Origin of the sequence: Arthrobacter sp. UYEF36, assembly GCF_040547025.1 — a bacterium.
Taxonomy (GTDB): Bacteria; Actinomycetota; Actinomycetes; order Actinomycetales; family Micrococcaceae; genus Arthrobacter.
Genome location: NZ_JBEPOX010000013.1, coordinates 21,025 through 43,840, shown reverse-complemented (window position 1 = coordinate 43,840; position 22,816 = coordinate 21,025). Strand labels below are relative to the sequence as shown.

Sequence of the window (22,816 nt, the reverse complement as noted above, 5' to 3'; positions counted from 1 at the left end):
GTGACCGGACGGCTGTATTGGGGGATCAACCGCCCGGCACACTTTCAGATTACTCGGCTTCGGCGGTGTGGTTATCGATAATTATCTGCTCCACGGCACTTGCGGTGTACCCCCAAGCGGTGAGCTGGTGCAGGTAGTGGAAGTGCCGCTTCTCGGCACTCCGCCATGAGTCTTTCTGAATGGTCTTTTCATACCCTGCGCAGATCAGGGCGATGAGGGAGAACTCGGGCCGTGCGGTGGTTTTGGCGGTGTGGTCCCGCAACGGGTTCCATCCCCACCGGTCGGTGTCCTCCCCGGTCTTGGCCCCGATCATCTCGGTGGCGACCTTGCCGTCGTAGCCGCTGGCGGTTTCGGGGTCGTGAGTGATGGCGTGGACGGTGAAGTACTGCCAGCCCTTCGGCGCGATCTTGCGGGACAGCAGGGTCTTCACAAATTCACGCCTGACCTTCGTGGCGCTTTCCATCTCGCGGTTATTGGCTATCAGGGTCTTCCGCTCGGCTTTCTGTTCCTCGGTCATCGGGCCTTTCTGGGCCTGCGTGCCGCCGTCGTAGCGTTCGTACTTCGGGGTGAAGCCCAGGTCCTTCCAGCCGGTGATGACCGGATGGGCGTTGTGCTGGCCCCGGTAGTCGGTGCTGATCCGGTAGGCGTTGGCGTCCTCGTCGGTGGCCGGTTCCCCGTCGGCCCGCTTCGCGGCCGGAACGTACAGGTTCTCTTCGTTGGCGTAGTGCCCGGCGTCCTCGACGATGATCTTGCCCTCGGCTTCCAGCTCGGCGATGAGTGCGGTGAGGGCGGCGGCGCGGTCGCGGCGGTCCCGGAGCATCTGGGCGACGTGCAGGAGCTGATCTGGTTCGTCCGCGATCACGGACTCTAATTCCTCCGTGGCGTCCTGGTTCCCTTCAAATTCGGCCATGATGAGCGCTTCATCGATGGTGTATCCCTTGCCCAGGGCGGCGGCTCCGGCGGTCGAGGATTTCGCTTTCAAGGCTCCTTCCACGGTGGTTTTGGTGCGTCCGGTCTTCTTGGCGATCGCGGCGGCTGACACACCGATCAGGGACAGCTGGTGGTAGGCGTCGGCCTCGTCCGCTTCGGTCAGTTCGGCGCGCTGGATGTTCTCCACGACCTGGGTCACGATCCGTTCGGCTTCCTCGGGGGATTCAATGATCATCACCGGGATGCTGGTTCGCCCGGCTTCAACGGCGGCGCGGGTGCGGCGCTGTCCCATCAGGACGTGCACCACGCCGTCGTCCTTGCGGTGGGCGATGACGGGTTCCATCACGCCGTGCTCTTTGATGCTGGCAATGAAATCGGGTGTCAGGGCGGCGTCTTTGCGGACGTTGATGTCCACGGTCAGGGTGGCCGGGTCGAGCATTTCGAGGGTGGGTGTGGTGTTCATGGTGTTGCTCCTTTTGCAGAGGATTCCGGTGGGTGGGGGGGCTCTGGTGACCGGCCAGCTTCCCCTCTCCCCCCGTTGTTTTTTGGTTGCTGGCAAGCTCGCTTGCTCGGCGGCCGACGGAGCCCTGTCTACCCGCAGGGCAAGGGGCAGGAAATTCCTGGAGGAAATCAGCGACGAAGGAGCGCCGGAGGGACATTTCCTGCACCGCAGGCCCCGACGAAGGAGGGGCTAGACGGGGTGGAGCGGACGCCTAGAATCCGAAGGACAGCAACCAAAAGACGTCGTAGACAGGGCCAGGGCGGGCCGGAGCCCTGCGACGGACAGCACTGGACCCCACAGCCGGCCGCGCCAGCGGACGCCCGGACGCAGTGTCTTCAGTCCCGTGGTGCCCCCGTACTGTCTGGGCAGGCCGTGGCAGGATGGGGTCCACTATGGACAGGCGGTTGCGGCGCGCTCCTGACGCGGAATGGGTGCTGATGTACCGGCTCGGACTGAGCCGGAAACGCATCGCTGAGCTCGTGCGCGTTCATCCCGCCGTCGTCGGGTACCACTTGGTCATCGCCCGCCGCCGGGATCCGCAGCTTGAGGCCGAACACCAAGCCGCTGCCGGCGCCAGAACCGGCCCCTCCCCCAGGAGCCTTGCCCGGATGGAGGAGGTCATCGCCTGGATTACGGCCGAGGGCCGGCTCCCACGTGGCCACTCGGAGAACAGGGGTGAACGGTCGATGGCCCGGTGGCTCTCTGATCGTCGGCGCGAAGCAGCCGAAGCGACCCTTGACCCGGCATACCGTGACGGACTCGTACGGGTTCCGGCATGGGCCGGGAACCACAGGGCAGCTGCGGACGAAGCCAAGTGGCACGACCGGCTTGCCGAGCTCGTGGCCTTCCGGCAAGAAGGCCACGACTGGCCACGCCACCACGACTATGACTCAGAACGGGAACATACCCTCGGGGTGTGGATCCACGCCCAGCGGTACAAACGGCGCCGCGGCGACCTCGACCCCGTGAAGGTCAAGCTCCTGGACAATACCGTTCCCGGATGGCAGACGGGGAGAACCCGCGGCCGCCCTCCCCGCCGATAAACGGGACATCGCGCCCCCCGCCGGTCAGTGTCATGACGTCTCAACTGCTAGTAGACTCAGATCGGCTCTCCAGTCCCCCCAGCTTGGAGAGCCGGAAGCCTCCGCGTTTGAGTCCTGGACTCGCGCGGAGGCTTTTCTCATCCGCCAGCAGAAGAGGCCCAGGGCTGCTGCCAGTTGGCGATCAAACCGGACGCGACCCCGGAGAGGGCGTCGATGACCGAGCCTGGGCCCGTCAGGCAGCCGGTACGACGCCAAGGACTCCCCCGGACGGGCGGCCGGGAAGCGGCGCGACGCGTTCAGGGACCGGGCGGGAAGTCAGTTGGGGACGTCCGGCAGGGGCTTCCAGCACGGCGAGCGGCAGTTCGCGGTGGACAAGGTAATCGCACGCTGCGGGGGCCGGTCATCCTCAGACCCGGGCACCGTCGTCCACGGTTTTCAATGCGGACATTGGCTGCGCGTAAACCGGCTCTGAACGCCCTGCCACCCACGGGTGCAACCCCTTCGAGCCCGCACCAGCTCAGGTACAAGCCATACAGTTCCTCCACGCTGAGACCGCCATCCGGATCTGCGGCGACGCACTCAGCTAGGAAATCTTCCAGTGGTGTCTTCGTCATCGTGGCCTCCTGCATCCTGGCGGCATGGCCGCTCAAATGAAACAGCAACAGCATGAAGGTGAAGCATGACCAGCCCAGAAACGGACGTCAAACACTAAGAATCTAGGAGCACCATTTCCCGCTGTCAACCAGGTTTTCCGGAGTGAGGCTTGGACCATGGGCGCTTTGATGTATCTGGCGTATGGAGCCGCGTGGGCCGTCCACAGACCCGATGGAGAGCCAGCAGCAAGGGCCGCGCCGGGTTGTGCCCACTGGGGTCAGGCGGAGCCCTCCGCACAGCTCAGGCTGTCCCCCTTGGCGTACAACCTGTCCCCTCTTTGATCCTCTGAACCTTCGATAGTTCCTTTGTCGGGGCCACGATGTAGGGTTAAGAAAATCGAACATATATTCGAATAAAAGGTGTGTTGTGGGCGTTGTTGTGGGTCCCCGTGTGATAGATGCGGGCGCATCGTTGTTGTCGGTGCTGATCTCTCCGGTCGCTGTGGCAGCCGGATACCCCTCGCCGGCGCAGGACTACTTTGATGGCCGGATCGACCTGAATGAGCATCTGATCAAGGACATCACCAGCACCTATGTCGTGCGGGTGTCCGGAGACTCGATGGAGGGCGCGGGGATCAGCGACGGCGACGAGCTGATCGTCAACCGGGCCCTGGAGCCGGTGGACGGGTCCGTGGTCGTTGCGGTCCTGGACGGGGAGCTGACCATCAAGCGACTGCGGATCACGAGTACCGGGGTCGTGCTGCAGGCGGAGAACCCGTCCTACCCGGATATCCGGGTGCCGTCGTTGTCGGACCTGATTATCTGGGGCGTCGCGACGCGGTGCCTGCACCATGTTTAAGGTGCGCTATTGCGTTAAACGGGAACTTTGCCGTGCTGGGGCGAGCGATGTCTAAGCCGGCGGTGATGCGGCATATGCCGCAGATCGCGCATGTGGATGTGAACTGTTTTTATGCCTCGGCCGAGCGGGCGTTCGACCCGTCTCTCGAGGGCCGGCCCGTCATCGTCCTGTCCAATAACGATGGCTGTGCCGTCACCCGCTCCCCCGAGGCCAAGGCGCTCGGCATCGCCATGGGTGAGCCGTGGTTCAAGCTCGCCCCGCGGGCCAAGGAATGGGGCCTCGTTGTCCTCTCGAGCAACTACGAGCTGTACGGGGACATCAGCGCCCGCGTGATGGAATTGCTGGGCCGGTACTCGGCCTGGCTGGAGGTCTACAGCATCGACGAGGCATTCCTTGGCGTCAAAGGCACTCCGGAGGAGCTCCTGGCCCTGGGCCGGGACATGAAGACCGCCGTGCGGCGCAACGTGGGCGTGCCGGTCTGTGTCGGGATCGCGCCCACGAAGACCCTGGCAAAACTGGCGAACAAATGGGCCAAGAACAACCCGGCCTTCGACGGGGTCTGCCACTGGGGCTCCGTGCCCGCCGCCGAGAGGGAAGGGCTGATGCGCCGCCTGTCCGTGATTGAGATCTGGGGTGTCGCCACCCGGCTGACCAAACGCCTCAACGCCCTGGGGATCCATTCCATCCTTGACTTGTCCCGGGCGGATCCGGTGATGATCCGGGACCGGTTCTCCGTGGTCATGATGCGCACCGTCCTGGAACTGCAGGGAACCCCCTGCATCCCGATGGAGGAGGAACGGATCGGCCGGGACCAGCTCATCTTCTCCCGCTCCTTCGCGACCCCGATCACCACCGCCGCCGGCATCCGGCAGGTCATGAGCGTCTACGGCCAGCAGGCCTCGGCGCGGCTGGCCAAACACGGCCTCCAGGCCAAAGTCCTCACCGCGTTCGCCGGCACCTCACACTTCAACCCGAAAGACACCTCCTACCCCTCGGTCTGCGTGCCGCTGCCGATGCCCACCGCAGATCCCGTGATCCTGACCAAAGCCGCCCACGCGCTCCTGCCCCGCATCTGCGAGGGCATCCGGTACGCCAGGGCAGGGATCATGGTCACCGACCTGCGCCCCAGCGGCAACCAGGCGCCCCTGTCCCTGTTCGAAAACCCGCACGAGGAACGCCACGTCGGAACCCTCCTGGAAGACATCACCCGCCGGTACGGACGCGGCTCCATCGGCCTGGGCCACGGAGGCATCCGCGGCGGACCGGACTGGACCATGAAACGGGACATGCTCTCCCCCCGCTACACCACCCACTGGGACGAACTCCCCCTCGTCAAAGCCGCCTAAACCCAACTTCGCCCGCACGACCGCACCACGAAAGAACACCTCTACCCATGAGCACCATCACCGACGCCCCCGCCCCCCAGACCCGCGAACTGCAGGTCCGGACCGACCCCGCAGGCAAGCCCCTCGCCATCCGGCACGACGGGCGGATCTGGCTTGTCGACCCCGACACGGACTCCCAGCACTGGTTCGGGAGAGACGCCTGGTGGGACACCCGGCGAACGGCAGCCGTCGGCAGCGGCGACCTGGTCAGCATCGAATTTTGGCGGCTCCAGGTCCGTCCCGGCACCCACTCTGAACTTCGGACTGTCACGCTCCGCCGGGAACCGCTCTCCACGCACTGGGTGCTGGAGAGCATCAGCGACGCCGACGAAACAACGGAAGAAGAGTGAACCCCCAACCGATCAGCGATCAAACGTGGGCAGGGATCCGGGCAGAATTCACGCTGCCAACCCTGCAGCAGGTCCGCCGCCGTCTCTCCGAGCTCATGGAGGATCCCGAACCCGTCATGCGGCAGCTCGTCCGCGTCTTCATCGCCGACGGGACCTTCTGCCCGGGTTTTCAGTTCCTCCCCGGCGGGCAGCTCCGCCCGCAGGTCGTTGAGCTTTTTCGCAGAGCCATGGAACTCGACATCCCGCATAACTACTTCACGGTCTGGATGGTCACGCCCTCCAGGGACCTTGCCGGCTCCCGCCCCGTTGACCACCTGAAAGGTATCCCCGCTCCCCTGGTTCGGGCGCTGGAATCCTACCGGTGGCGCTAGCACTGTCTCTTGACCGCGCCGGCGGGGTGCGTAGCGTTGGTCCATGGGACTCATCTATGACAACCCGGACCTGGCAGCCCTGACACTGACGCGGCTCGCCGCGGAAGAATCCGAAGGCCCCGGCGCGCTGGAAGGGCGCATGCTCGACTATCTGGACGGCCTGGAACAGCGCAACGGCATCGCCTATCTGGAGCTGGTGGCCATCACTCTCGCCCGGGTCCACTTCAAATCCCTGGACGACCTGGCCCGGGCCACCGGCGCCGATTCTCATGCGTTGTTGGATGCCGCCGAGGTAGAGGCGCTGGAAGGCCTCGATGGCGGGTGCTAGAACGCCGTCCGGATCGGGGCTGCCGGCGGGCCTTGTCCCGCCGTTGAAGGTTGCCCTGGCCCGGGTGGTCACGAGGTTGCCACGGGCTGGTGCGTTGCCCGGGAGTCTGTCCTATGAGCCTAAGTGGGATGGATACCGCTGCGTCGTGGTCCACGACGATGCGGGGGTGACCCTGTGGTCCCGGCAGGGCAAGGATCTCACCGGGTACTTCCCCGACCTCGCTGCAGCCCTCGCGTCAGAGGTGCCGCCCGGGTGCGTGGTCGACGGCGAAGTCGTGATCTGGGCCGGGGGCAGGCTGGACTTTTCCGCCTTGCAGCAGCGCCTGGGCGCCGGCCCGAAGACTCTCCCCGGAATTGTTCGGCAGGCGCCGGCCAGTTACGTGGCCTTCGATGTTCTGGCCGTGGCCGGACAAGATGCAAGGGCACTGCCGCTAAGCCAGCGGCGGGCGCTCCTGGAAGAACTGGCCCGCGGGTGGGCACCTCCGCTCTCCCTCTCCCCCGCCACCACCGATCCGGACGAGGCCGCCAGATGGTTTGAAAACCTGCCCCACACCGGGATCGAGGGACTGGTCATCAAAGGCAACGACCAGCCCTACACGCCTGGTGCCCGTTCCTGGCTGAAACTCAAGCACCGCGAAACCGTGGAAATCATCTGCGGAGCAGTCATCGGGCCGATCACCGAACCCCGGGAGGTCGTGGCCGGGCTGGTCCTGGACGGGGAGCTGCGGATCGTCGGCAGATCCACACTATTGAAGACGGCAGCTGCGCGGGAACTGGCGCGGTGGCTGCAACCTCCCTGCGGCGCCCACCCGTGGCCGGCGACGGTGAAGGGCACCGCCCTGGACAGGTTCAACCGTGACAAGGACCCCGTTGCGCTGACGCTGGTGGAACCTGTGGCGGTGGAAGTCTCCGCCGATACGGCCTGGTCAGGCAGGTCCTTCCGTCACCCGCTCCGCGTCCTCCGGGCCAGGCCGGAACTGTCCCCCGCGGACATCACCCTGCCCGACATGCTGCGCCCGGGTGGCCGGGCGCCGGCGAACACAGTAGAGCAGTGACTAGGGGGCCGGTTCGATGAGTTCCGGGCCGTTGTTGCGCACACTGTTGACCCGGTCGGTGACCACCCTGGGTGTCAGGACTGGTTCAGGAATGGCGTCGAGTATCTCCTGCACCTTGTCCCTGTCCGTGGTGTCCGGGTCCAGCCACCGGGCGTACATGCTGGGCGGAATGATGACGGGAGCCCGGTCATGGACGTGGCCGAGAGAATCGTGCGCCGTCGTCGTCAGGACGGTGCAGCTGAGCAGCCACCGGTGGGGGTCATCCTCGGGAAGTGCCGGGTCCGGCCAAAACTCGTACAGCCCGGCGAAGGCCAGCACATCATCCTTTTCGGAGTAGAGGTAATTCGGGATCTTCGTCCCGTCCTCGGTCTTCTGCCACTCGTAATAACCCTCCGCCGGGACCAGCGCCCGGCGTTTGAAAGCGGCCCTGCGGAACGACGGCTTGTCCAGGATCGACTCGCTGCGGGCGTTGATCAGCCTCGAACCGATCTTAATGTCCTTGGCCCAGGACGGAACCAGACCCCAACGGGCAATCAACAGCCGCCGGTCCACGGAGTCCTCGTCCAGCCGCTCCGCGATGATGGGCACATCCTGGGTCGGAGCGACGTTCCAGCTGGGCGGCGGCGGGCTGCCCTCGACCTCTCTGGCCTCGAAATGGCTGAGGAGATCCCCGGTGGCCTTGGACATCACGTATCTGCCGCACATGGCTTCATTGTGCCCCACGCAGCATTCAACGGAAGGTGATCCCGGGTGCGAAAGACACGCCGCACCGCTGCTGGACGATCCGCGGATCATTTATTAAAGTCTTGCGGTATCGAATGCAGGCAAACGGACACGACGTCCGGGAAGGGGGCGCACATCACCGCTGACCAACACCACCAACCCACTGTTCCATCCGCGAAAGCCCCTCCTCCGAGGGGCTTTCCTATGTGCCGGGAGTCCCGCGGCCGGGGCGGCTACCAAAGGACGCCTGACCATGGGTCCCGGCGACCCTCATCGAGCCAACATCCCTTTGACTGGCAGCAGCGGTCCCCTCGAATGTTCGCAGGCTCCGCGTCCTGCACGCCCAACGTTGCCCATGGCGCCGCGCCACAGTGCAGCCTCGACAAACCTCAAAGATCCGCTGCCGCACGGCCCGCCCCGGAGTAGCAATGAACGGACCGAACCGAGGGGACCCCTCAGCACAGGGCCTATTGCCATCCATCAGTCAGTGCGCGTTCAAGCAACATCAGATCGATCTGATCAAGCACGTCAATACCGTAGATGAAGGCTTCCATTTCGAAGGGCCCGGCGTTACCACCGACGCTAAAATAAGCGAGCCAAATTTCCTCTAGAGACATCTCGCTGGTTGCGACGAGCTCTCGGGCCCTGGACCGGGCGTCCATATCCCAATGCTAGAAACGCGTCAGCCTCACCACAAGACACTGTTGGTGCCCACCCGCGCAACCCAACGGCACAGGCGGCGGTGGCTGTCCTTTCACTAAGTTCTGGTGGGGCGGGATCATGGGCGGCGCCCACGTAATCTGCGATGCCATGGTCTTTGTCAGGGATCGCTGACATACTGATCGTCAGGAATGCCTGACAGAAAGATGCGCGCTATGGGCTGGATATCAAACGACAACGAGCACGAGGGATGGGGGGGCCGCCGTTGCACCCGACGGACGGCTGTCCGCATCATCGACGGGCGAGGGAATGCTCGTCAAGGGCATCACCGGCCACTACAAGCCGGACAAGATGCTTCCGGACTACGAAGTAATCCCGGACAGGGAGATCATCGGCTGGCGCGGAGCCTGTGAATGCGGCTGGCAAGGCCAGCTGTGGGAGCGTGTCAGGTCGCCGGCCGACGCCGACTTCAGCCGCCGCCGGGTCTACCTTTCCCCCGGCGATTTCGCACACGCTTCCAACGAAGTCGAAAACGCCATCCACGACGAGTGGAAAGCCCACCTCGCACCGGTGGAGGCTGTGGCGGGCGTGGAGTCGGCAGCGCGAGAGTACGTTCAGGCCGGGCACCGGCTGGACAAGACCGTTGCTGCCGCGAAGGCCGCCGGGGCGTCGTGGGCCGATATTGGTCGGGCCGTAGGAATCAGCCGGCAGTCTGCCCACGAGCGCTGGGCCGACAAACAATGAACGATCGTCAACAATCGAACTGGACGTTGCCGACGGTTAGTGTGGGCCGTGCTAAACCTCTTTATTGATACTTCGACGTGGCTGGACCTTGCGGCCCGACGTGATGGCCAGAAATGGATCGTTGCCCTGCGTCAGTTCATCCGCCAAGACGATCTACGGCTTCTTGTTCCCGAAGTGATTATCGACGAATTTGAGCGGAACCGCCCTCGGGCGGAACAGGTCCTGACTACGCGAGTGGCAGATCGCTTTCGGCTGCTGCGGACAGACATTGGAACAACATACGACAGTGACGACCTCCAACGGGCCCTGACGGCTCTCGATGGTCTGGCACATCACGTCCCTCTCATCGGAGCCATGACGGCCCGAAATTTCGATGACATCTTTGAACTGCTCCAGGCTGGCATCCGCCTGGAACCAACCGCCGCCGAGAATGGCCGCGTAGTCAAACGCGGGCTGGATAAGCAGTCACCCTTTCATCGCTCACGGAACAGCGTTGCGGACGCACTCCTCATTGAGCTGTACATTTCTGCGACGTCGGACGCTGACCTTGCAAAGGATCCCCATGCTTTCGTGACGAGTAACTCGCACGATTTCTCCTTGGACAACGGCGACAAGCGGCAACCGCATACGGATCTCGAGTCCGTTTTCGCTCATAAGGGGTCCACGTACGCGCTCGGCTTCGATGGGTTGGAGGCGACGCTAAGGGATCACTTTGGCACCCAATTGGCCGAGCTGCTAGACGACTCAGACTTTGTTGAGAATCCTCGCCTCCTGGTTGAAATCCAAGAATTTGAGCAGGAACTTTTCGACCGAATCTGGTACCAGCGGAAGCTGAACCGCATCCATGAACTGGAGGAAGCCTGGGATACCCAGGGCTTGGCCGAGTACACGAAAGTGGCTGGACCTCCTATGGAGGGTGTAGAAGCAGAATACGGTGAGACTTTGGGCCCCTATACCGACTTCGAGTGGGGAATGCTCAACGGAAAACTCTCAGCGCTGAGATGGGTTCTTGGAGCCGAATGGGATTTCCTCGACACGTAGCCTCGCAGGGGCTAAATCGCGCCAGGGAATGAGTCTGGTGGCGGGGCGTTAGTAAGCTCCGCCCAGGTCACGGAATAGCTGCTCAATGGCTTCCTTGGATGTTGCCCCGGCCAACTTCTTCTCCAGGCTGTCGTCGGTTTGGCCGGATAGCTGGATGGCCAACAGCATTCCCGCAGTGTCCTTGATGACGATCGCAGCTCGGCGGAAGTCACTATCGTGTTCACGGACGTACCGTGCCAAAGCTGCCCACTTGGGTGCAGTGTCCGCCAGAGAGTGGTTGTGGGGATCCACCAGGTCAATGGCTACCCCGGTTTCACCGTCATCGTGGAAGAACAGAAAGTCGGGGTAGAGGTTTTTGGACACTTCGGAATCCAGATAGTGCACGGACAGCGCCTGGCTGCCTCCGACAGGGTTCCGGTACCAGCCCAACAGCGTGCCAGAAGCTTGCTCAGCTTCAAGGACGCTCTGTTCCCAGCTGGTGAAGGTGTCGGGGAACAGCTTGGTTTCGGGCAACGCGTAAAGGTGCCCCGCATACAATGGCAGCTCCTCGACCAGACCGGTGTCCTTGTTCAGGCTCTCTGTTTTTTGGGAGATCGTCTCGGGCATTCCGAGGGCGCTGGTCAGTGCCGAGCCGATGGGGGCGAAGATGGTTTCAAATTCCTGGCGCTGCGTCGGCCTCAGGCGTGCCACCGAGCCGGCGGTGTTGCGTCGCCAGGATTCCACGCGCGAGCCGCACTGGGCTTCCAACGCTTCCCGGGCCTCGGCGGACCGTGCCAGGGCAACAGTCCGTACGACCACTTCATCCCACTCCAGTTCCCCGGCAATGACCAGAGAGGTGCTGTACCAGGCTGCGGCGGCGTCGGGTAGCCGTCGCTTGGCTTCTTCCAGGAGCTGACGCAGGTTCTTTTGGCTCGTGGCCGCAGTGCGCGCAATGGTTCCGGTGTTGGCGCCGCTGTACTGGTCGAAGGTGGCCATTTCAAAGCTCACTTCGAGCAGCGAATCAGCAACCCTTTCGATGGCCACCTTCTGCTGGCCATACACAGAGTCGAGGGTCTCCACGACCACGTTGCGTGATTCCTGGGTATAGGAAGACCCGCCTGGGTGCTCGAAGTCTGAAATATCCAACAGGGCACCGAGCCGCACCAGGCGATTCACGTTCGAGCTGAACCGGCGTACCGGCTTATGCTCCCGAGTCAGCCCGGCGATGGCATCCCAGACGGCTTCAGTAACATCCGGGTTTCGCGTCATCCGCTTGGGATTCAACTGCACCGGAACCTCGATGTCCGCCGAATCCATGAAGGATTTCACCACCTGCGCCACTTCAACCTTGTTGAAGTGTGGCAGGTACAGATCCACTGCATTCAAATCATCGAATTCCGGCTCTTCGATCTTCTTGGCCAAGGGGTTGCGGACCATCCGGCCGATGAGCTGGGCAATCTGCGTGTGCTCCTGCGCGGTGCGCAACGACACCATGACTTCGGCCCTCGGGCAGTCCCATCCGGTGGTCAGGGCCTGCATAAAGATCACGGCACGCACGTTCCCGGACTGTGAGATCGAGGTCGGAGCGATGTACTGGACCACGCGGGGCATCTCCACCCCGCTCAACCATGTGGTCGTCGCGATAGGGGCACGTACACCAAACGCATGAGCCACAGAGTCAGCGTCATCAAAGGCGTCGGAGGCATCGGTGAGTGTCTGGACGATCTCGCCGATCTTGGCAGCCGACGTCAGATCCGGAACCTGGATGGCCAGAAGCGGCACGGGATAGGACGAAGCGCCCGTGGCGCGGGCCCACTCCTGCCATTGCCGGTCGGAACGGTCCAGGTCAGCTACGGCCTGGCGAATCAGGGTGTCATCGCTGGGCTGGTCGTCCACCGCGTAGCTGACGTTGATGCGCTCCTTGATGAGGCCGGAGGCACGCACCTTCTGGAGATCGGCAACTACTTGTACCAGGGAACGACCGGAGGCACCGCGCATGGCCTCCTCAAATTTCTTCGGCGTTGCTGAAAGGCCAATCACGATGGGCGCCGGCGGGTTCACGATCGTACGGAAAGTGTCGTTGCCACCCGGCACTTCGATGATCGACCCATCGAGGATTCGGCGCAGAATCGTCGGCCGGCTCCGGTCTGTGGCTCCCCGGTGGGCCTCATCGACCAGGATGATGAAGCCGCTGCCGCGCTGCTTGATGGTGTTGCCGATGGTTTCCCACAAGGAATACCTGCGCCCGTCACCGGTCTGGATATGGCGCGTAGCGCCGGTTCCGAGCTTTTGGACGTTCAGGAAATAGACGAGCCCGGGGCTGAACTCAGCCTGGTCGAAGTCCGCTTCGACGGTCCGGAGCATGTTCATGTTGATCCGGTCCGAGGATGCCCGGATCTTCTTGCGGGACTGCTCGTTGAGCTCCCCGTCATCCGTCAGCCACAGGACGGTGGTTTCCGGCCGCGGATCGGAGTCCTCCGTTCCGAAGAACAACCCCTCCAGGACGGCCGAGGCAATCACAGTCTTACCGGCGCCGGTAGGAGCACTGATGCCGATCGCGGTCTTGCGCTCACTGTTGGAGCGGAGCCGTTGGGCGGCGATGCTGATTTCGTTGAGGGTTTCCTCGACAACGTCGGCCTGGTAGTCGGCAAGGGTGAATTTCACGAATCGCTCCGATTGATCTGGAAGGCATCAAGGTATGAGCCATAGATGGGCTCAACGGTGATCTCGTCGCTGAACGCTTCCCCGGCGAGGTCCCCCTGCTCTGGAGAGTCAGTAATGATGAAAACGTGCTTGACCTGATTTGGTTTGACGGCCAGTAGCTCAGCCAGTTCGGCTGCCTTCCCGGCGGTGAACAGCACCGCCATCGAGGACTCTTCGTTCCATTCATAGGCGTCGGTGGCCGTGGTTCGCTGAACCACGGGGCCGACGGCGCCGGACTTCAGCCAGAACAATGGCGCAAGGCGTTCGTACTCCAAACCTGCGTGAACACGGCTCTCCTCCAGGTAGGTGAGATCCAGGAACTCCACGTTGGCTGGCAGACCGTCAGAGTAGTTAGAGCCGTCCTGGCGCACACCTGTAACAACTGTCTCGACGCGCGGCTTGGTGACGTTGTGGAACACGCCCTGGGCCTCGTACTCGGCGGAGCCTGGTTCATGGCCGGCTTTGCGCAAGAGAGCGTCGTCTTTGGCTGCAAGTTCGTTGTTGGTGACCAGGATGCACTGGCGGGTGCCTTGGTCCTCGGCGTTCAGTCGGATGACTGCCTCGGCGGTCGTGCCTGATCCTCCGAAAAAGTCCAAGATGACCGCATCCTTGGGGGCAACCATACGGAACCAGCGCATCAAGACTTCAGGGTCTTTGGGATTAGGGAAACGTTTGTTTCCAAGGATCGTTTCGAGGCGCTTTGAGCCAGGCATCCGAGCTTGGGTGAAGACCGGGTATGGAACTTGGAAGCCGTGGTCCCGGAGGTATCGCTTGAAGCTTGGCGCAGTCTTTTCGTCTGGGCCGAAGAGGATCTTCCCTTCTCCGATCAGTTTGTCCATTGCTTCGCGTGAGTAACGCCAGCCATTTGCAGGCGCTTTTACCGGCGCTCCCGAAACCGGATGCGATACGTCATATCGAAGTGTCGGGCGAGGGTTAGGACTCGTCAAGTTGTCGGCGCGATAGGCCAGGCCATTCTCGTCTATCTGGTCATATCGGAAGACCGCCGGCTCAAGCTGTCCTTTATATTTCCTTAGTCCAGATCTGAAGAGACTTGTCGCAAGCCGCGTGTCACCATTGGCCTGCGCCCACGCAGCAGCTGCTGCTTCTTCGGAAAGCTCGATCCCGGTTTTGCACTCCATCCAACGGGTGTCTGCTTCGGTCAGGGCACTCTCGCTTCTGGAGTACGCCAGCATGTAGTCGATGCCACCGGCAGTGTATCGGGCATCATTCTTTCCACTTCCCTGCCAGATGATGTTGGCAAGGAAATTGTTGTCCCCGAACACCTGATCCATGAGCATCCGTAGCCGATGGTGCTCCTCGTCGCCGATGGCCACGATGATCACTCCCGTGGGCTTGAGCAGCTTCTTCGCCAGCGTCAGCCGGCGTTCCATGAAGCTCAGCCACTTCGAGTGCCTGAAGCTGTCTTGCTCAGCCACGTAGTGGTCGTTGTACTGCCAAGTCTTATTGCCCGTGTTGTATGGCGGGTCGATATAGATCAGATCCACCGATTCGCGGTGGGTATATCCGAGCATTTCGAGGGCGTGGAAGTTCTCTCCGTTGATCACCACATGAGCAGGATCTTCAGGGTTGCCGGATCGCACGGAACCCACAGCCTTCAGACCAGGGAAGACCACTTCACCGAACTGCCGGGCAACGGTCACGTTCTTGAGCTTCTCTTCGGTCACGTTCCCGTGCTCGTCTGCAAGAGTCACAGCGTCCCCGCTGATGGCCCGTACTTTGTGAAATGTGCCATCGGCTTCGCGGATGACTGTGCGGCCGCGGCGAACCTGGGCCTGGGGCATCCGAATACCTTCAGGGGAATGACGTTCAAAGACCAGGCCGAACTTCTTGGTGGTGCGCTCGAATTCGGCCTTGAGCCTTGCTCGGAGCCCTTCGTCCGTCACCTCGTTCAAGTAGACCTCGAACATGCTTTTGGACATGAAAACTCCTTGAAAATCGCCGCGCGCGCGGACACCCAGCCTCATGTCTATCAGCAAATGTTCGACACTCTGACACTCTGACACTCTGAGACTCAGCCGTTCCGCAAGGCCTGCCCCGATTGCCTACACCCCCTGAACCACGTCGCTTCGGCTTTTCTGGCAGCTGGCCCGCTCATGCTGAACTGTCCGCGGCACGGAGGCCGAATCGAAACCTATGAGGGCCTCCCCCGCGACTAACTGCGCTGGACCTCCGCGCCCTCTGACCCAGTTTTCGGAGTCACCCCGAGTGTCGCACTCGACCTGCGACTCCGGTCGACCCGGTGATGCCAAACTCGACCGCATGAACCCTGAAGCCTGTACGTTGGTTGCCCAGACGATTCCGATTCTGCTGGTGGCCAGCGTCTTTCTTGATCGTCAGGCCGCCAGTGCCGTCGCTACAACCAATCCGATGTGGCTGCGCGTGTTAGTCGCGGTGGGGATCGCTGTCCCGCTGGCCGCGATCTATTTAGCGATCGAAGGTGTGAACACAGGTGGTCTAGAAGGCTGGAGGGTGGGCGCTGTGAATACTGGCCTGTGTGCCAGTCTCGCTAACGTCGCGCTTCTTGCTGCCTATCTGTTTGTCATTCCCGAGAAGGTTCGTGAGGCTCTGGCAAGTGGTTCTGAAATCCCGATTCAGCCCAACACGCCCGGCAGCGAGGCGTAATAGGCCCTACCGGTGGCTTCTCCGTACAAAATTCAGCCACCAGTGACCGCTTTCCAAACCTGGTCAAAAACGGGTGCCATGATCGGGATCGCAGCGATTCCGGCAAAGATCAGGGTGAGGGAAGCGACCACGAACACCCACCACCAACGCTTCGTGTCTTCCCTGGATTGCTCCTTGACCCTGTCAGCTTCATTCTCCATCTCATCCAGCATCTTCTTCATCGCTACAGCGGTGCGGAACGTGTTGCCTTGGATCTGCTCCTGAAGCTCATCGCGCTCACGTGCCACCTCCGCTATCGAGGCCAGTTCTTCCTGGCCGATCAGCGGCTCGGGCGGGGTGTAACTGAGAATTTTAGGGAGCCGAGGCTTCTGGAAGACATCCCAAGAATCCGCCGCACTGACCTCGGGCGGCACGAAACCAGGCGTCTTAATCTTCGGTAGGTTCATCTTCGGCAGGCGAACCGCTCCCACGGCGATGCCCATGAGCTGTTTATTGATGGCTTCGAAAGGCTCCACCATCTGCCTGCGGAACGATTGCATCACTTCGGCGAGTTCCGCTTTTCCCTCCTCGTACTCCAAGCGTTCCTCTTGCGTGATGTCGAGGGGCTCGCCGCGACGGTCCGCTTCCTCGATTTCGCGCATCCTGCTCATCATCATTCCGCGGCCGGTCGTCATGATGTCCTCGATGTTGAGGTTGGCCTCAGTCTCGTCGGCGACTTTCTCGTCCGGTGTCTCGTCTGGCTCCGTGTTCATGGTTTGAGGGTACCGAGGGTGCACGATGATTTTTCGCGCCAGCTCGCTTGTGGCCGAACGAACTCGAATACGCTTGGTGACGATTCGGGCCACGGCCTGAAGACTGTCCGACACGATGCGTATGTCACTCACATTGCCGCTAGGAAAAGATTGCTCGTCACACTCACTCGATGCAATCAGCCCGCCCGCAAGCCGGTCCCCCAACCGGCCGGCTCGCCCCCTTCATGCCTCCCCTTCGAGAATGCTGTAATGCAGCAACCCTCTGATTCCCGTATGACCTGCCTACAAAACTGCCCGGTGAACGTGCCCTAAGCGCTACGCCAGGTCGTTTCTCGACGCTAGGAACCGCAGTGCTTAGAGAAGATATCGGTAGACAGTGGCGCGGGAGACTCCGAGCATCTTGCCGATGTCGGAGGCATTGATTCCTTTGCCTTTGAGTTCCTTGGCCCGGGCAGCGGCAGCGTCATCTACTTTGCGGGGTCTTCCGCCGTGGCGGTTGTTGGCCGCGGCCGCAGCGAGGCCGGCTTTGGTGCGTTCGATCATCGTGTCGCGCTCCAGCTGCGCGAATGCGGCCACAATCGTAAGCATCGCGGTGCCCATGGGCCCGGTCGTGTCCAGACCCTCGGTCAAGGAACGGAACCCTGCTCCCCGTTCTCGGATGTTCTCGATAAGGTCCAAGACGTGCCGGGTGTTGCGTCCCAAACGGTCGAGCTTCCATACGGTGAGTACGTCGCCGGTCTCCAGCCTGTCCAGGGCTTTGGACAGCTGAGGGCGTTCGGCTGCGGATCCACTGACGCCTTTGTCGGCAAAGGTCCGGGCTGCGCCGGCCGCATGGAGGGCATTGAGCTGCAGATCAAGGTTCTGTTCCGCAGTGGAAACCCTCGCGTACCCGATTACAGCCATGGACGTCCCCGCATTCTCTTAATGCCGAACAAATTGCCGTTGTGAGACTATCTGTTGCTGGACGGCATTCTGAGACTTTGGAGGGGCGTGTCGAACCGCGAGTTCCACAACATTGCTCACGTCCCCTGGAACACGACTCGACCGTCTCAGTAATGGATCGTAATTGAGACGCCCGGGGTGAGGGCTGGTCGCTCGTCCCGTCTACGAAGGCTGGTTGTTGCGGTGGCCAGGCGCCCGACCCGAATATCAAACGCTTGTACCGGAAATCGATGCTGCCTCTCCGGGGCGACCGCTGATACGTGCGCTTCTCTTTCCCTACAGATATCCGGCTACATGCAGCAGACGACTCGTCATGCCATAGCTCGCTCGAACATCAGCTCGTAAGCAGTCGCGGTATTGCATCTGCCCTCGAATGTGACTAGAGTCACCGGAGTCAGGGTAAGAATTGGAGACCTCCTGTTGGAGGTTCCAATCTGCCCTTTTTTTGTACCCAGAAAACGGCCTCTGACGTAAGGGTTTCCCGACAGAGAGGTCGGCCAATTGAGTAATTTTGTACTTCGCGGCGTGCATGACGTTGTTTCCTATATCGATGAACGCCCCAAGATCTCCGGCCGCGCCGGATTGATCTGGTGGCTGGCTCTTGGAGGCTTGTTTCTCGACGCCTTTTCCAACTCGGCGTTGAGCGCTGGACTTGGACCGATGACCAAGGACCTTCAGTTGAGTGCCACCCAAGTGGCTATCCTCACTTCGCTGGCGTCCTGGGTGGCGATTGCGTTCAATCCGATCGGCGGCTGGATGGCCGACAGATGGGGCCGCATCCCGCCGCTCATTTTTGCCAAGGTTCTAGCGCTCGTTGGTGCCGGTCTGGCCGCGTTTGCGCCGAGCTTTGAGATGGTGCTGGCGGGCCGATTCTTCGTCGGCGCCGCCTACGGAATCGACTTCGCCATCGCAATGGCTCTTCTGGCCGAATTCACTCCGGCTAAGTTCAGAAGCCGCCTCAACACCTGGCAGGGCATCTGGTACACGGCAGTATGCTCAAACCTGCTGCTCGCGATCCTCTTCTACAACATGGGCACCGGGGCCTCCATCTGGCGCTACGCAGTCGGTTCCGCGGGAGTCGTCGCCCTGATCATGTTTGTCGCCCAGTTACGCTACCTGGTGGAAAGCCCCACGTGGGCGGCCCGTAAGGGTCTTCTGGAACGCGCCGCTGCATCCATGACAAAGATCTATGGCCAGCCATTCACAGCCGCCGCGGAAGAGGACCGTACCCCCATCCTGAACCAGGCCACCCGGGGCATAGCGAATGTCGCATTGATCTTCAGGGGCAGCTATCGACAGCGCACTATTCTGGCCGGCACGGTCCAGATGGCCCAATCCATCCAATACTTCGCAGTCGGCTGGTACTTGCCAATCATCAGTTTGACGCTGTTCGGGCAGGATTTCGTCGTGGCAACGCTCGGCGCCTTGGTCTTCAACCTCTTCGGCATCGTGGGAGGCTTCCTCTCACCGAAGATCGGGAAATACTTTGGCCTCCGCAAGGCCTCCGCCCTTGGGTTCGGCGCAGTGTTTGTCATGCTGGTAATCATGGGCCTGTTCTATCAGAGCATGCCGATATTCCTTGCCTTCCTCGTGCCCTCGCTGTTCATCCTGTTCCATTCCGGAGGCCCCGGGGCCAACGGCAAGAGTCTGTCAACGCTCTCCTTCCGCAGTGAGCTGCGGGCTGGCGCTAACGGCGTCATCGGGGCGATTGGGAGCATGGGCGCTGCCTTGGGCCTGCTGGTTTTCCCGCTTTTGAAGGAGGGATTGGGCCTAGGCCCGACCTTCTTGATTCTCTCTGCCGTTCCCCTGATCGCCTGCATCGTCTGCTCCGTGATTAAGTGGGATCCGACCCGGGCTCTCCTGAGCCCGGACGAGGAGCTGGACGCCCCGCAATTCAAGAGCGATGTCGCCCGCGTCGCGGTCCCCACGCCCTAATACGAGGGAGCGAGCTCATGACTATTCCGGCCATCCTGTCAATAGATGAAGGAACAACGGGCACACGCGCGGCCTGGGTCACGGCCGACGGTGGCGTCCACTCCCTCGAGTACCGCCACCTCACCGTGACCAGTCCACGGGCGGGGGTTGTGGAACAGGACGCGAATGAAATCCTGTCGAAGACCCTGGATGCCTGCCGCGCCGTGGTCGCCCGCGCCACGGAGGCGGGTGTTCAGATCCAGGCGGTCGCCATAGCCACCCAGCGTTCGACGGCGGTGCTGTGGGATACGCGCAGCGGCCGCGCGCTGGTGCCCGCCATGGTGTGGCAGGACAGCCGTTATGCCGAGGAGCTCGCCGCGCTGGGTAGCCTGTGGAACGAGCGGCTCGTCGCAGCGGTGGGGCGGCCTACCGGTGTGCGCTCACCGTATCTGTGGGCCGCGCACCACCTCCGGGAGACCCCGGAGGTGGCCGCGGCACACAGGGAAGGGCGGCTTGGTTTCGGCACGGTCGAAACCTGGCTCCTCTGGAACCTGACCATCGAGCACAGCTACTTAGCGACGGCCACCAACGCCACATCGGCCGGTGCCTACGTGCTCGCCGAACATGCCTACGAAACGGCGTGGATTCAGGCGCTGGGCTTCCCACTGGATCTGCTACCGGAACTGCGACAGGACGTTGACGCGCTGGGCCATACCGATGCAGCGAAGCTCGGCATCTCGGTGCCGATACTGGCCGCCATGGGCGACCAGCACGCCGGCACCGTCGGACTCGGATGCATCAACGCTGGCCAGGCAATGTGCGTTCACGGTACCGGCAGCTTCGTTGACCTCATCACCGGGGACGTGCTGCCCCAGAAACCTGGCCTGTACCCCGGGACTCTGACCCTAACGGGCTGGCGCCGGCAGCACCGGACTGTTTATGCGGTGGAAACCTTCACGGCTACTACCGGATCTGCGCTCGATTGGGTCTGTGAAACGCTGGGCTGGTTTAGCTCTGCCAAGAAGGTCAGCGAGCTTGCCGGCACTGTGGATGGCTCCGGCGGCATCGTGTTTGTTCCTTCTTTGACCGGAATCAGGACGCCCGTCGTGGAGCCCAAGGCGCGCGCTTCTCTGACCGGTTTATCCCTGTCGAGCACCAGGGCCGAAGTGGCCTATGCCGTGCTGGAAGGCATCGCTCAATCCGTCGCCAGCAGCACGGAAGCCAACGCGGAAGTCGCAGGGATAGAGGTCAGTGAGATTGTTGTCGGCGGGGGAATGTCCGGCAGTGACCCGCTCATTCAGATGCAGGCCGACCTGACGGAGATCCCGATGCGCCGTCTGCCCGGATCAGAGGCGGCAAGCCTGCGCGGGGCCGCCTTCATGGCGGGCGCCGACGGCCTGTTGTGGGAGTCGCTGCCCGAAGCCGTTTCAGTGCTGGGCGAAGGCGAAATCTTCTACCCTCGCCTCTCCGAGGACCGCAGATTGGGTCGTCGCGCCGAGTGGGTAACCCGCATTTCCGCCGAACTTGAAATGGTGCGGAACTAGGCGAACACAGCCTCAATCCGCGCCACAGACCGTACCGCCGAGCGATCGCACAGATCCTCAGGCGCACCTAGAGAGACACGAATAATGATTTCCATGCCTTCACGCAAGCCCCGGGCGGAACGCGCCCGCATGGTCTCCGACACGCCGCTGAGAATGCAGCGGGCCGAACAAATAGACAGCCTTGACGGCGGACGTTTTGACATCATCGTGGTAGGCGGCGGCGTCACCGGCGCCTACACCGCAATGGACGCTGCTCTACGCGGATACAGGGTTGCCCTGCTGGAGAAAGATGATTTCGCCTCAGGGACCTCGTCCAAGTCCTCCAAAATGATCCACGGAGGTCTGCGCTATATCGAACAAGGCAACCTGCCCCTCGTCCGCCACTCATTGTTGGAGCGTCAGCGACTCCGCAAAAACGCCCAGCACCTGGTCCAGCGTCTGCCCTTCCTCTTTCCGATCCTCTCCCAGGACGGCATCCTTGACCGCCGTCTGGCGGCCGGATTCGAAAGCCTGCTGTGGACCTACGACCTGGCCGGCGGGTGGCGCGAAGGTGTGCTCCACCAAAAGCTGACCAAGAACGAGGTCCTCTCCCATTGCCCAACCTTCAAGGCGGAGCACCTGGAGTCGGGCCTCATGTACTACGACGCACGCGCCGACGATGCCCGGCTCACCCTAGCCCTCGCCCGAACCGCCGCCTTCCACGGCGCCACCGTTCTCAACGGCGCCAAGGTCAGCGAGGTGACTCGGCACGGAAATAAGGTCAGCGGCGTCATCGTCGAAGTCGGAGGCCGGGAAATCCGTGCCGAAGCAGGCGTCGTCGTCGTTGCCACCGGGGTGTGGCTTCGTGACTGGACCGGCGCCGGCCGCGGCGCCGACTCGCCAACCATCCGTCCCGCCAAGGGCGTACACATCGCCGTCCCCTGGACCAAAATCCGCAACGACTGCACGGTCACCATCCCAGTTCCCGGACGCAACCGTCGCGCCACCATCACACGATGGGGCGATACCGCCTACCTCGGCACCACAGACGAGGACTATGACGGCGACCTCGATGATGTGAACTGCACCCGCGAGGAGATGGACTTCCTGCTCGACGGCGCACGCACCGCCCTCAACATCGACATCGAACCGGAGGATGTCCTGGGCAGCATCGGCGGCTGCAGGCCCCTGGTCGCTCCCCCCGGCGGCAAAACCATCGAGGTCAAACGAAACCACGAGATCCGCACTGACCCGGACGGTCTCGTCACGGTGGTCGGCGGCAAACTCACAACCTCGCGCCACATGGCGGAACAAACCGTGGACGCTGCCCAAAAGGTCCTGGGCGAAAACCGCCGCTGCCGGACCAAGAACGCTCACCTGCTGGGAGCAGCCGGGTACGATGCCGAGGCGATCACCGCCTCTGGCGGCCTGGCTTCTCACTTGGGAGAGCGCTACGGCACGGAAGCACGCTTCGTCACGGACATTCTGGCCGAGGACCCATCCCTAAACACCCCAATTGTCGAAGGCCTGCCCTACCTTGAGGCCGAGGTCGTGTATTCCGCCCGGCACGAGATGGCCCGCAGCGTCGATGACATTCTGTCGCGACGGACCCGGTCCCGCATCATGGCCCGCGACGCCTCTGCCTCCTCCGCCGCCCGTGTGGGCGAATTGCTGATGAAAGAACTTGACCTGTCAGCTACCGAAATCGAGGCCCAAGTGACCTCATACCGAAACCAAACTGCGCACGAACGCGCCATCCTGATGGGAGCAAAGTAGA

At 62.4% G+C, this 22,816-nt stretch carries 20 protein-coding genes; 13 read left to right on the top strand and 7 right to left on the bottom strand.

The features are described 5' to 3' along the window. Positions 1-49: 49 nt before the first annotated feature. A complete protein-coding gene (locus ABIB29_RS17340; RefSeq protein WP_354174049.1) occupies positions 50-1,393 on the bottom strand; it encodes a ParB/RepB/Spo0J family partition protein in 1,344 nt (447 codons plus the stop codon). Between the two features lie 431 nt (positions 1,394-1,824). Here ABIB29_RS17340 and ABIB29_RS17335 point away from each other — a divergent pair, with 431 nt between their 5' ends. The 7 genes from ABIB29_RS17335 (at position 1,825) to ABIB29_RS17305 (ending at position 7,415) form a co-directional block, all read left to right on the top strand. Continuing rightward, positions 1,825-2,475, top strand: a complete 651-nt coding sequence (locus tag ABIB29_RS17335; protein ID WP_354174048.1) for a Helicase associated domain protein — start codon at positions 1,825-1,827, stop codon at positions 2,473-2,475. Positions 2,476-3,495: 1,020 nt separating this feature from the next. Further along, positions 3,496-3,927 carry a LexA family protein gene (locus tag ABIB29_RS17330; protein ID WP_354174047.1) on the top strand — a complete coding sequence of 144 codons (432 nt, stop codon included), beginning with the start codon at positions 3,496-3,498 and terminating at the stop codon, positions 3,925-3,927. Positions 3,928-3,974: 47 nt separating this feature from the next. Then, positions 3,975-5,273 carry a Y-family DNA polymerase gene (locus tag ABIB29_RS17325; RefSeq protein ID WP_354174046.1) on the top strand — a complete coding sequence of 433 codons (1,299 nt, stop codon included), beginning with the start codon at positions 3,975-3,977 and terminating at the stop codon, positions 5,271-5,273. 47 nt (positions 5,274-5,320) lie between these two features. Next, positions 5,321-5,662: a hypothetical protein gene (locus ABIB29_RS17320; protein WP_354174045.1), complete on the top strand. Its 342-nt coding sequence runs from the start codon at positions 5,321-5,323 to the stop codon at positions 5,660-5,662. Then, positions 5,659-6,033, top strand: a complete 375-nt coding sequence (locus ABIB29_RS17315; RefSeq protein WP_354174044.1) for a hypothetical protein — start codon at positions 5,659-5,661, stop codon at positions 6,031-6,033. Before ABIB29_RS17320 ends, ABIB29_RS17315 begins: the two co-directional genes overlap by 4 nt. A gap of 43 nt (positions 6,034-6,076) precedes the next feature. After that, the gene (locus ABIB29_RS17310) at positions 6,077-6,361 is read left to right on the top strand and encodes a hypothetical protein (RefSeq protein WP_354174043.1); all 285 of its coding nucleotides are present in this window, start codon (positions 6,077-6,079) and stop codon (positions 6,359-6,361) included. Next, positions 6,348-7,415: an ATP-dependent DNA ligase gene (locus ABIB29_RS17305; protein ID WP_354174042.1), complete on the top strand. Its 1,068-nt coding sequence runs from the start codon at positions 6,348-6,350 to the stop codon at positions 7,413-7,415. Before ABIB29_RS17310 ends, ABIB29_RS17305 begins: the two co-directional genes overlap by 14 nt. Here the strand turns inward: ABIB29_RS17305 and ABIB29_RS17300 are convergent, their stop codons facing one another. Further along, positions 7,416-8,120 (bottom strand): SOS response-associated peptidase, encoded by a 705-nt coding sequence (locus ABIB29_RS17300; protein WP_354174041.1) that lies wholly within the window; start codon positions 8,118-8,120, stop codon positions 7,416-7,418. Positions 8,121-8,605: 485 nt separating this feature from the next. Then, complete coding sequence (locus ABIB29_RS17295) at positions 8,606-8,800, bottom strand: hypothetical protein (RefSeq protein WP_354174040.1); 195 nt, start codon at positions 8,798-8,800, stop codon at positions 8,606-8,608. A gap of 307 nt (positions 8,801-9,107) precedes the next feature. On the opposite strand from ABIB29_RS17295, the gene ABIB29_RS17290 reads away from it, so the two are divergent. Together ABIB29_RS17290 and ABIB29_RS17285 are read left to right on the top strand one after the other, a co-directional pair. Beyond that, positions 9,108-9,542, top strand: coding sequence for a hypothetical protein (locus ABIB29_RS17290; RefSeq protein WP_354174039.1), 435 nt, complete (start codon positions 9,108-9,110; stop codon positions 9,540-9,542). A 48-nt stretch (positions 9,543-9,590) separates the two neighbouring features. Then, positions 9,591-10,583 carry a PIN domain-containing protein gene (locus tag ABIB29_RS17285; protein WP_354174038.1) on the top strand — a complete coding sequence of 331 codons (993 nt, stop codon included), beginning with the start codon at positions 9,591-9,593 and terminating at the stop codon, positions 10,581-10,583. Positions 10,584-10,631: 48 nt separating this feature from the next. On the opposite strand, the gene ABIB29_RS17280 is transcribed toward ABIB29_RS17285, so the two are convergent. Further along, positions 10,632-13,226, bottom strand: a complete 2,595-nt coding sequence (locus ABIB29_RS17280) for a DEAD/DEAH box helicase (RefSeq protein WP_354174037.1) — start codon at positions 13,224-13,226, stop codon at positions 10,632-10,634. Continuing rightward, positions 13,223-15,205, bottom strand: coding sequence for a site-specific DNA-methyltransferase (locus ABIB29_RS17275; protein ID WP_354174036.1), 1,983 nt, complete (start codon positions 15,203-15,205; stop codon positions 13,223-13,225). The genes ABIB29_RS17280 and ABIB29_RS17275 overlap by 4 nt, the downstream gene beginning before the upstream one ends. A gap of 340 nt (positions 15,206-15,545) precedes the next feature. On the opposite strand from ABIB29_RS17275, the gene ABIB29_RS17270 reads away from it, so the two are divergent. Then, entirely contained in the window at positions 15,546-15,908 is a 363-nt protein-coding gene (locus ABIB29_RS17270; RefSeq protein ID WP_354174035.1) for a hypothetical protein, read from the top strand. Between the two features lie 32 nt (positions 15,909-15,940). On the opposite strand, the gene ABIB29_RS17265 is transcribed toward ABIB29_RS17270, so the two are convergent. Beyond that, positions 15,941-16,660 carry a hypothetical protein gene (locus ABIB29_RS17265; protein ID WP_354174034.1) on the bottom strand — a complete coding sequence of 240 codons (720 nt, stop codon included), beginning with the start codon at positions 16,658-16,660 and terminating at the stop codon, positions 15,941-15,943. A gap of 354 nt (positions 16,661-17,014) precedes the next feature. Then, positions 17,015-17,563, bottom strand: a complete 549-nt coding sequence (locus ABIB29_RS17260; RefSeq protein ID WP_354174033.1) for a recombinase family protein — start codon at positions 17,561-17,563, stop codon at positions 17,015-17,017. Between the two features lie 540 nt (positions 17,564-18,103). Here ABIB29_RS17260 and ABIB29_RS17255 point away from each other — a divergent pair. The 3 genes from ABIB29_RS17255 (at position 18,104) to ABIB29_RS17245 (ending at position 22,815) form a co-directional block, all read left to right on the top strand. Further along, complete coding sequence (locus ABIB29_RS17255; RefSeq protein ID WP_354174032.1) at positions 18,104-19,537, top strand: MFS transporter; 1,434 nt, start codon at positions 18,104-18,106, stop codon at positions 19,535-19,537. A 17-nt stretch (positions 19,538-19,554) separates the two neighbouring features. Beyond that, the gene (locus ABIB29_RS17250; protein ID WP_354174031.1) at positions 19,555-21,060 is read left to right on the top strand and encodes an FGGY family carbohydrate kinase; all 1,506 of its coding nucleotides are present in this window, start codon (positions 19,555-19,557) and stop codon (positions 21,058-21,060) included. Between the two features lie 93 nt (positions 21,061-21,153). Next, a complete protein-coding gene (locus ABIB29_RS17245; RefSeq protein ID WP_354174030.1) occupies positions 21,154-22,815 on the top strand; it encodes a glycerol-3-phosphate dehydrogenase/oxidase in 1,662 nt (553 codons plus the stop codon). The last annotated feature ends 1 nt before the right edge of the window (position 22,816 follow it).

Bases quoted from the DNA above. Each gene is read 5' to 3' on its own strand.
- ABIB29_RS17295 (WP_354174040.1), bottom strand. From the start codon at position 8,800: ATGGACGCCCGGTCCAGGGCCCGAGAGCTCGTCGCAACCAGCGAGATG.
- ABIB29_RS17260 (WP_354174033.1), bottom strand. From the start codon at position 17,563: ATGGCTGTAATCGGGTACGCGAGGGTTTCCACTGCGGAACAGAACCTT.
- ABIB29_RS17245 (WP_354174030.1), top strand. From the start codon at position 21,154: ATGCCTTCACGCAAGCCCCGGGCGGAACGCGCCCGCATGGTCTCCGAC.
- ABIB29_RS17250 (WP_354174031.1), top strand. From the start codon at position 19,555: ATGACTATTCCGGCCATCCTGTCAATAGATGAAGGAACAACGGGCACA.
- ABIB29_RS17325 (WP_354174046.1), top strand. From the start codon at position 3,975: ATGTCTAAGCCGGCGGTGATGCGGCATATGCCGCAGATCGCGCATGTG.
- ABIB29_RS17310 (WP_354174043.1), top strand. From the start codon at position 6,077: ATGGGACTCATCTATGACAACCCGGACCTGGCAGCCCTGACACTGACG.
- ABIB29_RS17270 (WP_354174035.1), top strand. From the start codon at position 15,546: ATGAACCCTGAAGCCTGTACGTTGGTTGCCCAGACGATTCCGATTCTG.
- ABIB29_RS17320 (WP_354174045.1), top strand. From the start codon at position 5,321: ATGAGCACCATCACCGACGCCCCCGCCCCCCAGACCCGCGAACTGCAG.
- ABIB29_RS17340 (WP_354174049.1), bottom strand. From the start codon at position 1,393: ATGAACACCACACCCACCCTCGAAATGCTCGACCCGGCCACCCTGACC.
- ABIB29_RS17335 (WP_354174048.1), top strand. From the start codon at position 1,825: ATGGACAGGCGGTTGCGGCGCGCTCCTGACGCGGAATGGGTGCTGATG.
- ABIB29_RS17275 (WP_354174036.1), bottom strand. From the start codon at position 15,205: ATGTCCAAAAGCATGTTCGAGGTCTACTTGAACGAGGTGACGGACGAA.
- ABIB29_RS17265 (WP_354174034.1), bottom strand. From the start codon at position 16,660: ATGAACACGGAGCCAGACGAGACACCGGACGAGAAAGTCGCCGACGAG.
- ABIB29_RS17300 (WP_354174041.1), bottom strand. From the start codon at position 8,120: ATGTGCGGCAGATACGTGATGTCCAAGGCCACCGGGGATCTCCTCAGC.
- ABIB29_RS17305 (WP_354174042.1), top strand. From the start codon at position 6,348: ATGGCGGGTGCTAGAACGCCGTCCGGATCGGGGCTGCCGGCGGGCCTT.
- ABIB29_RS17290 (WP_354174039.1), top strand. From the start codon at position 9,108: ATGCTCGTCAAGGGCATCACCGGCCACTACAAGCCGGACAAGATGCTT.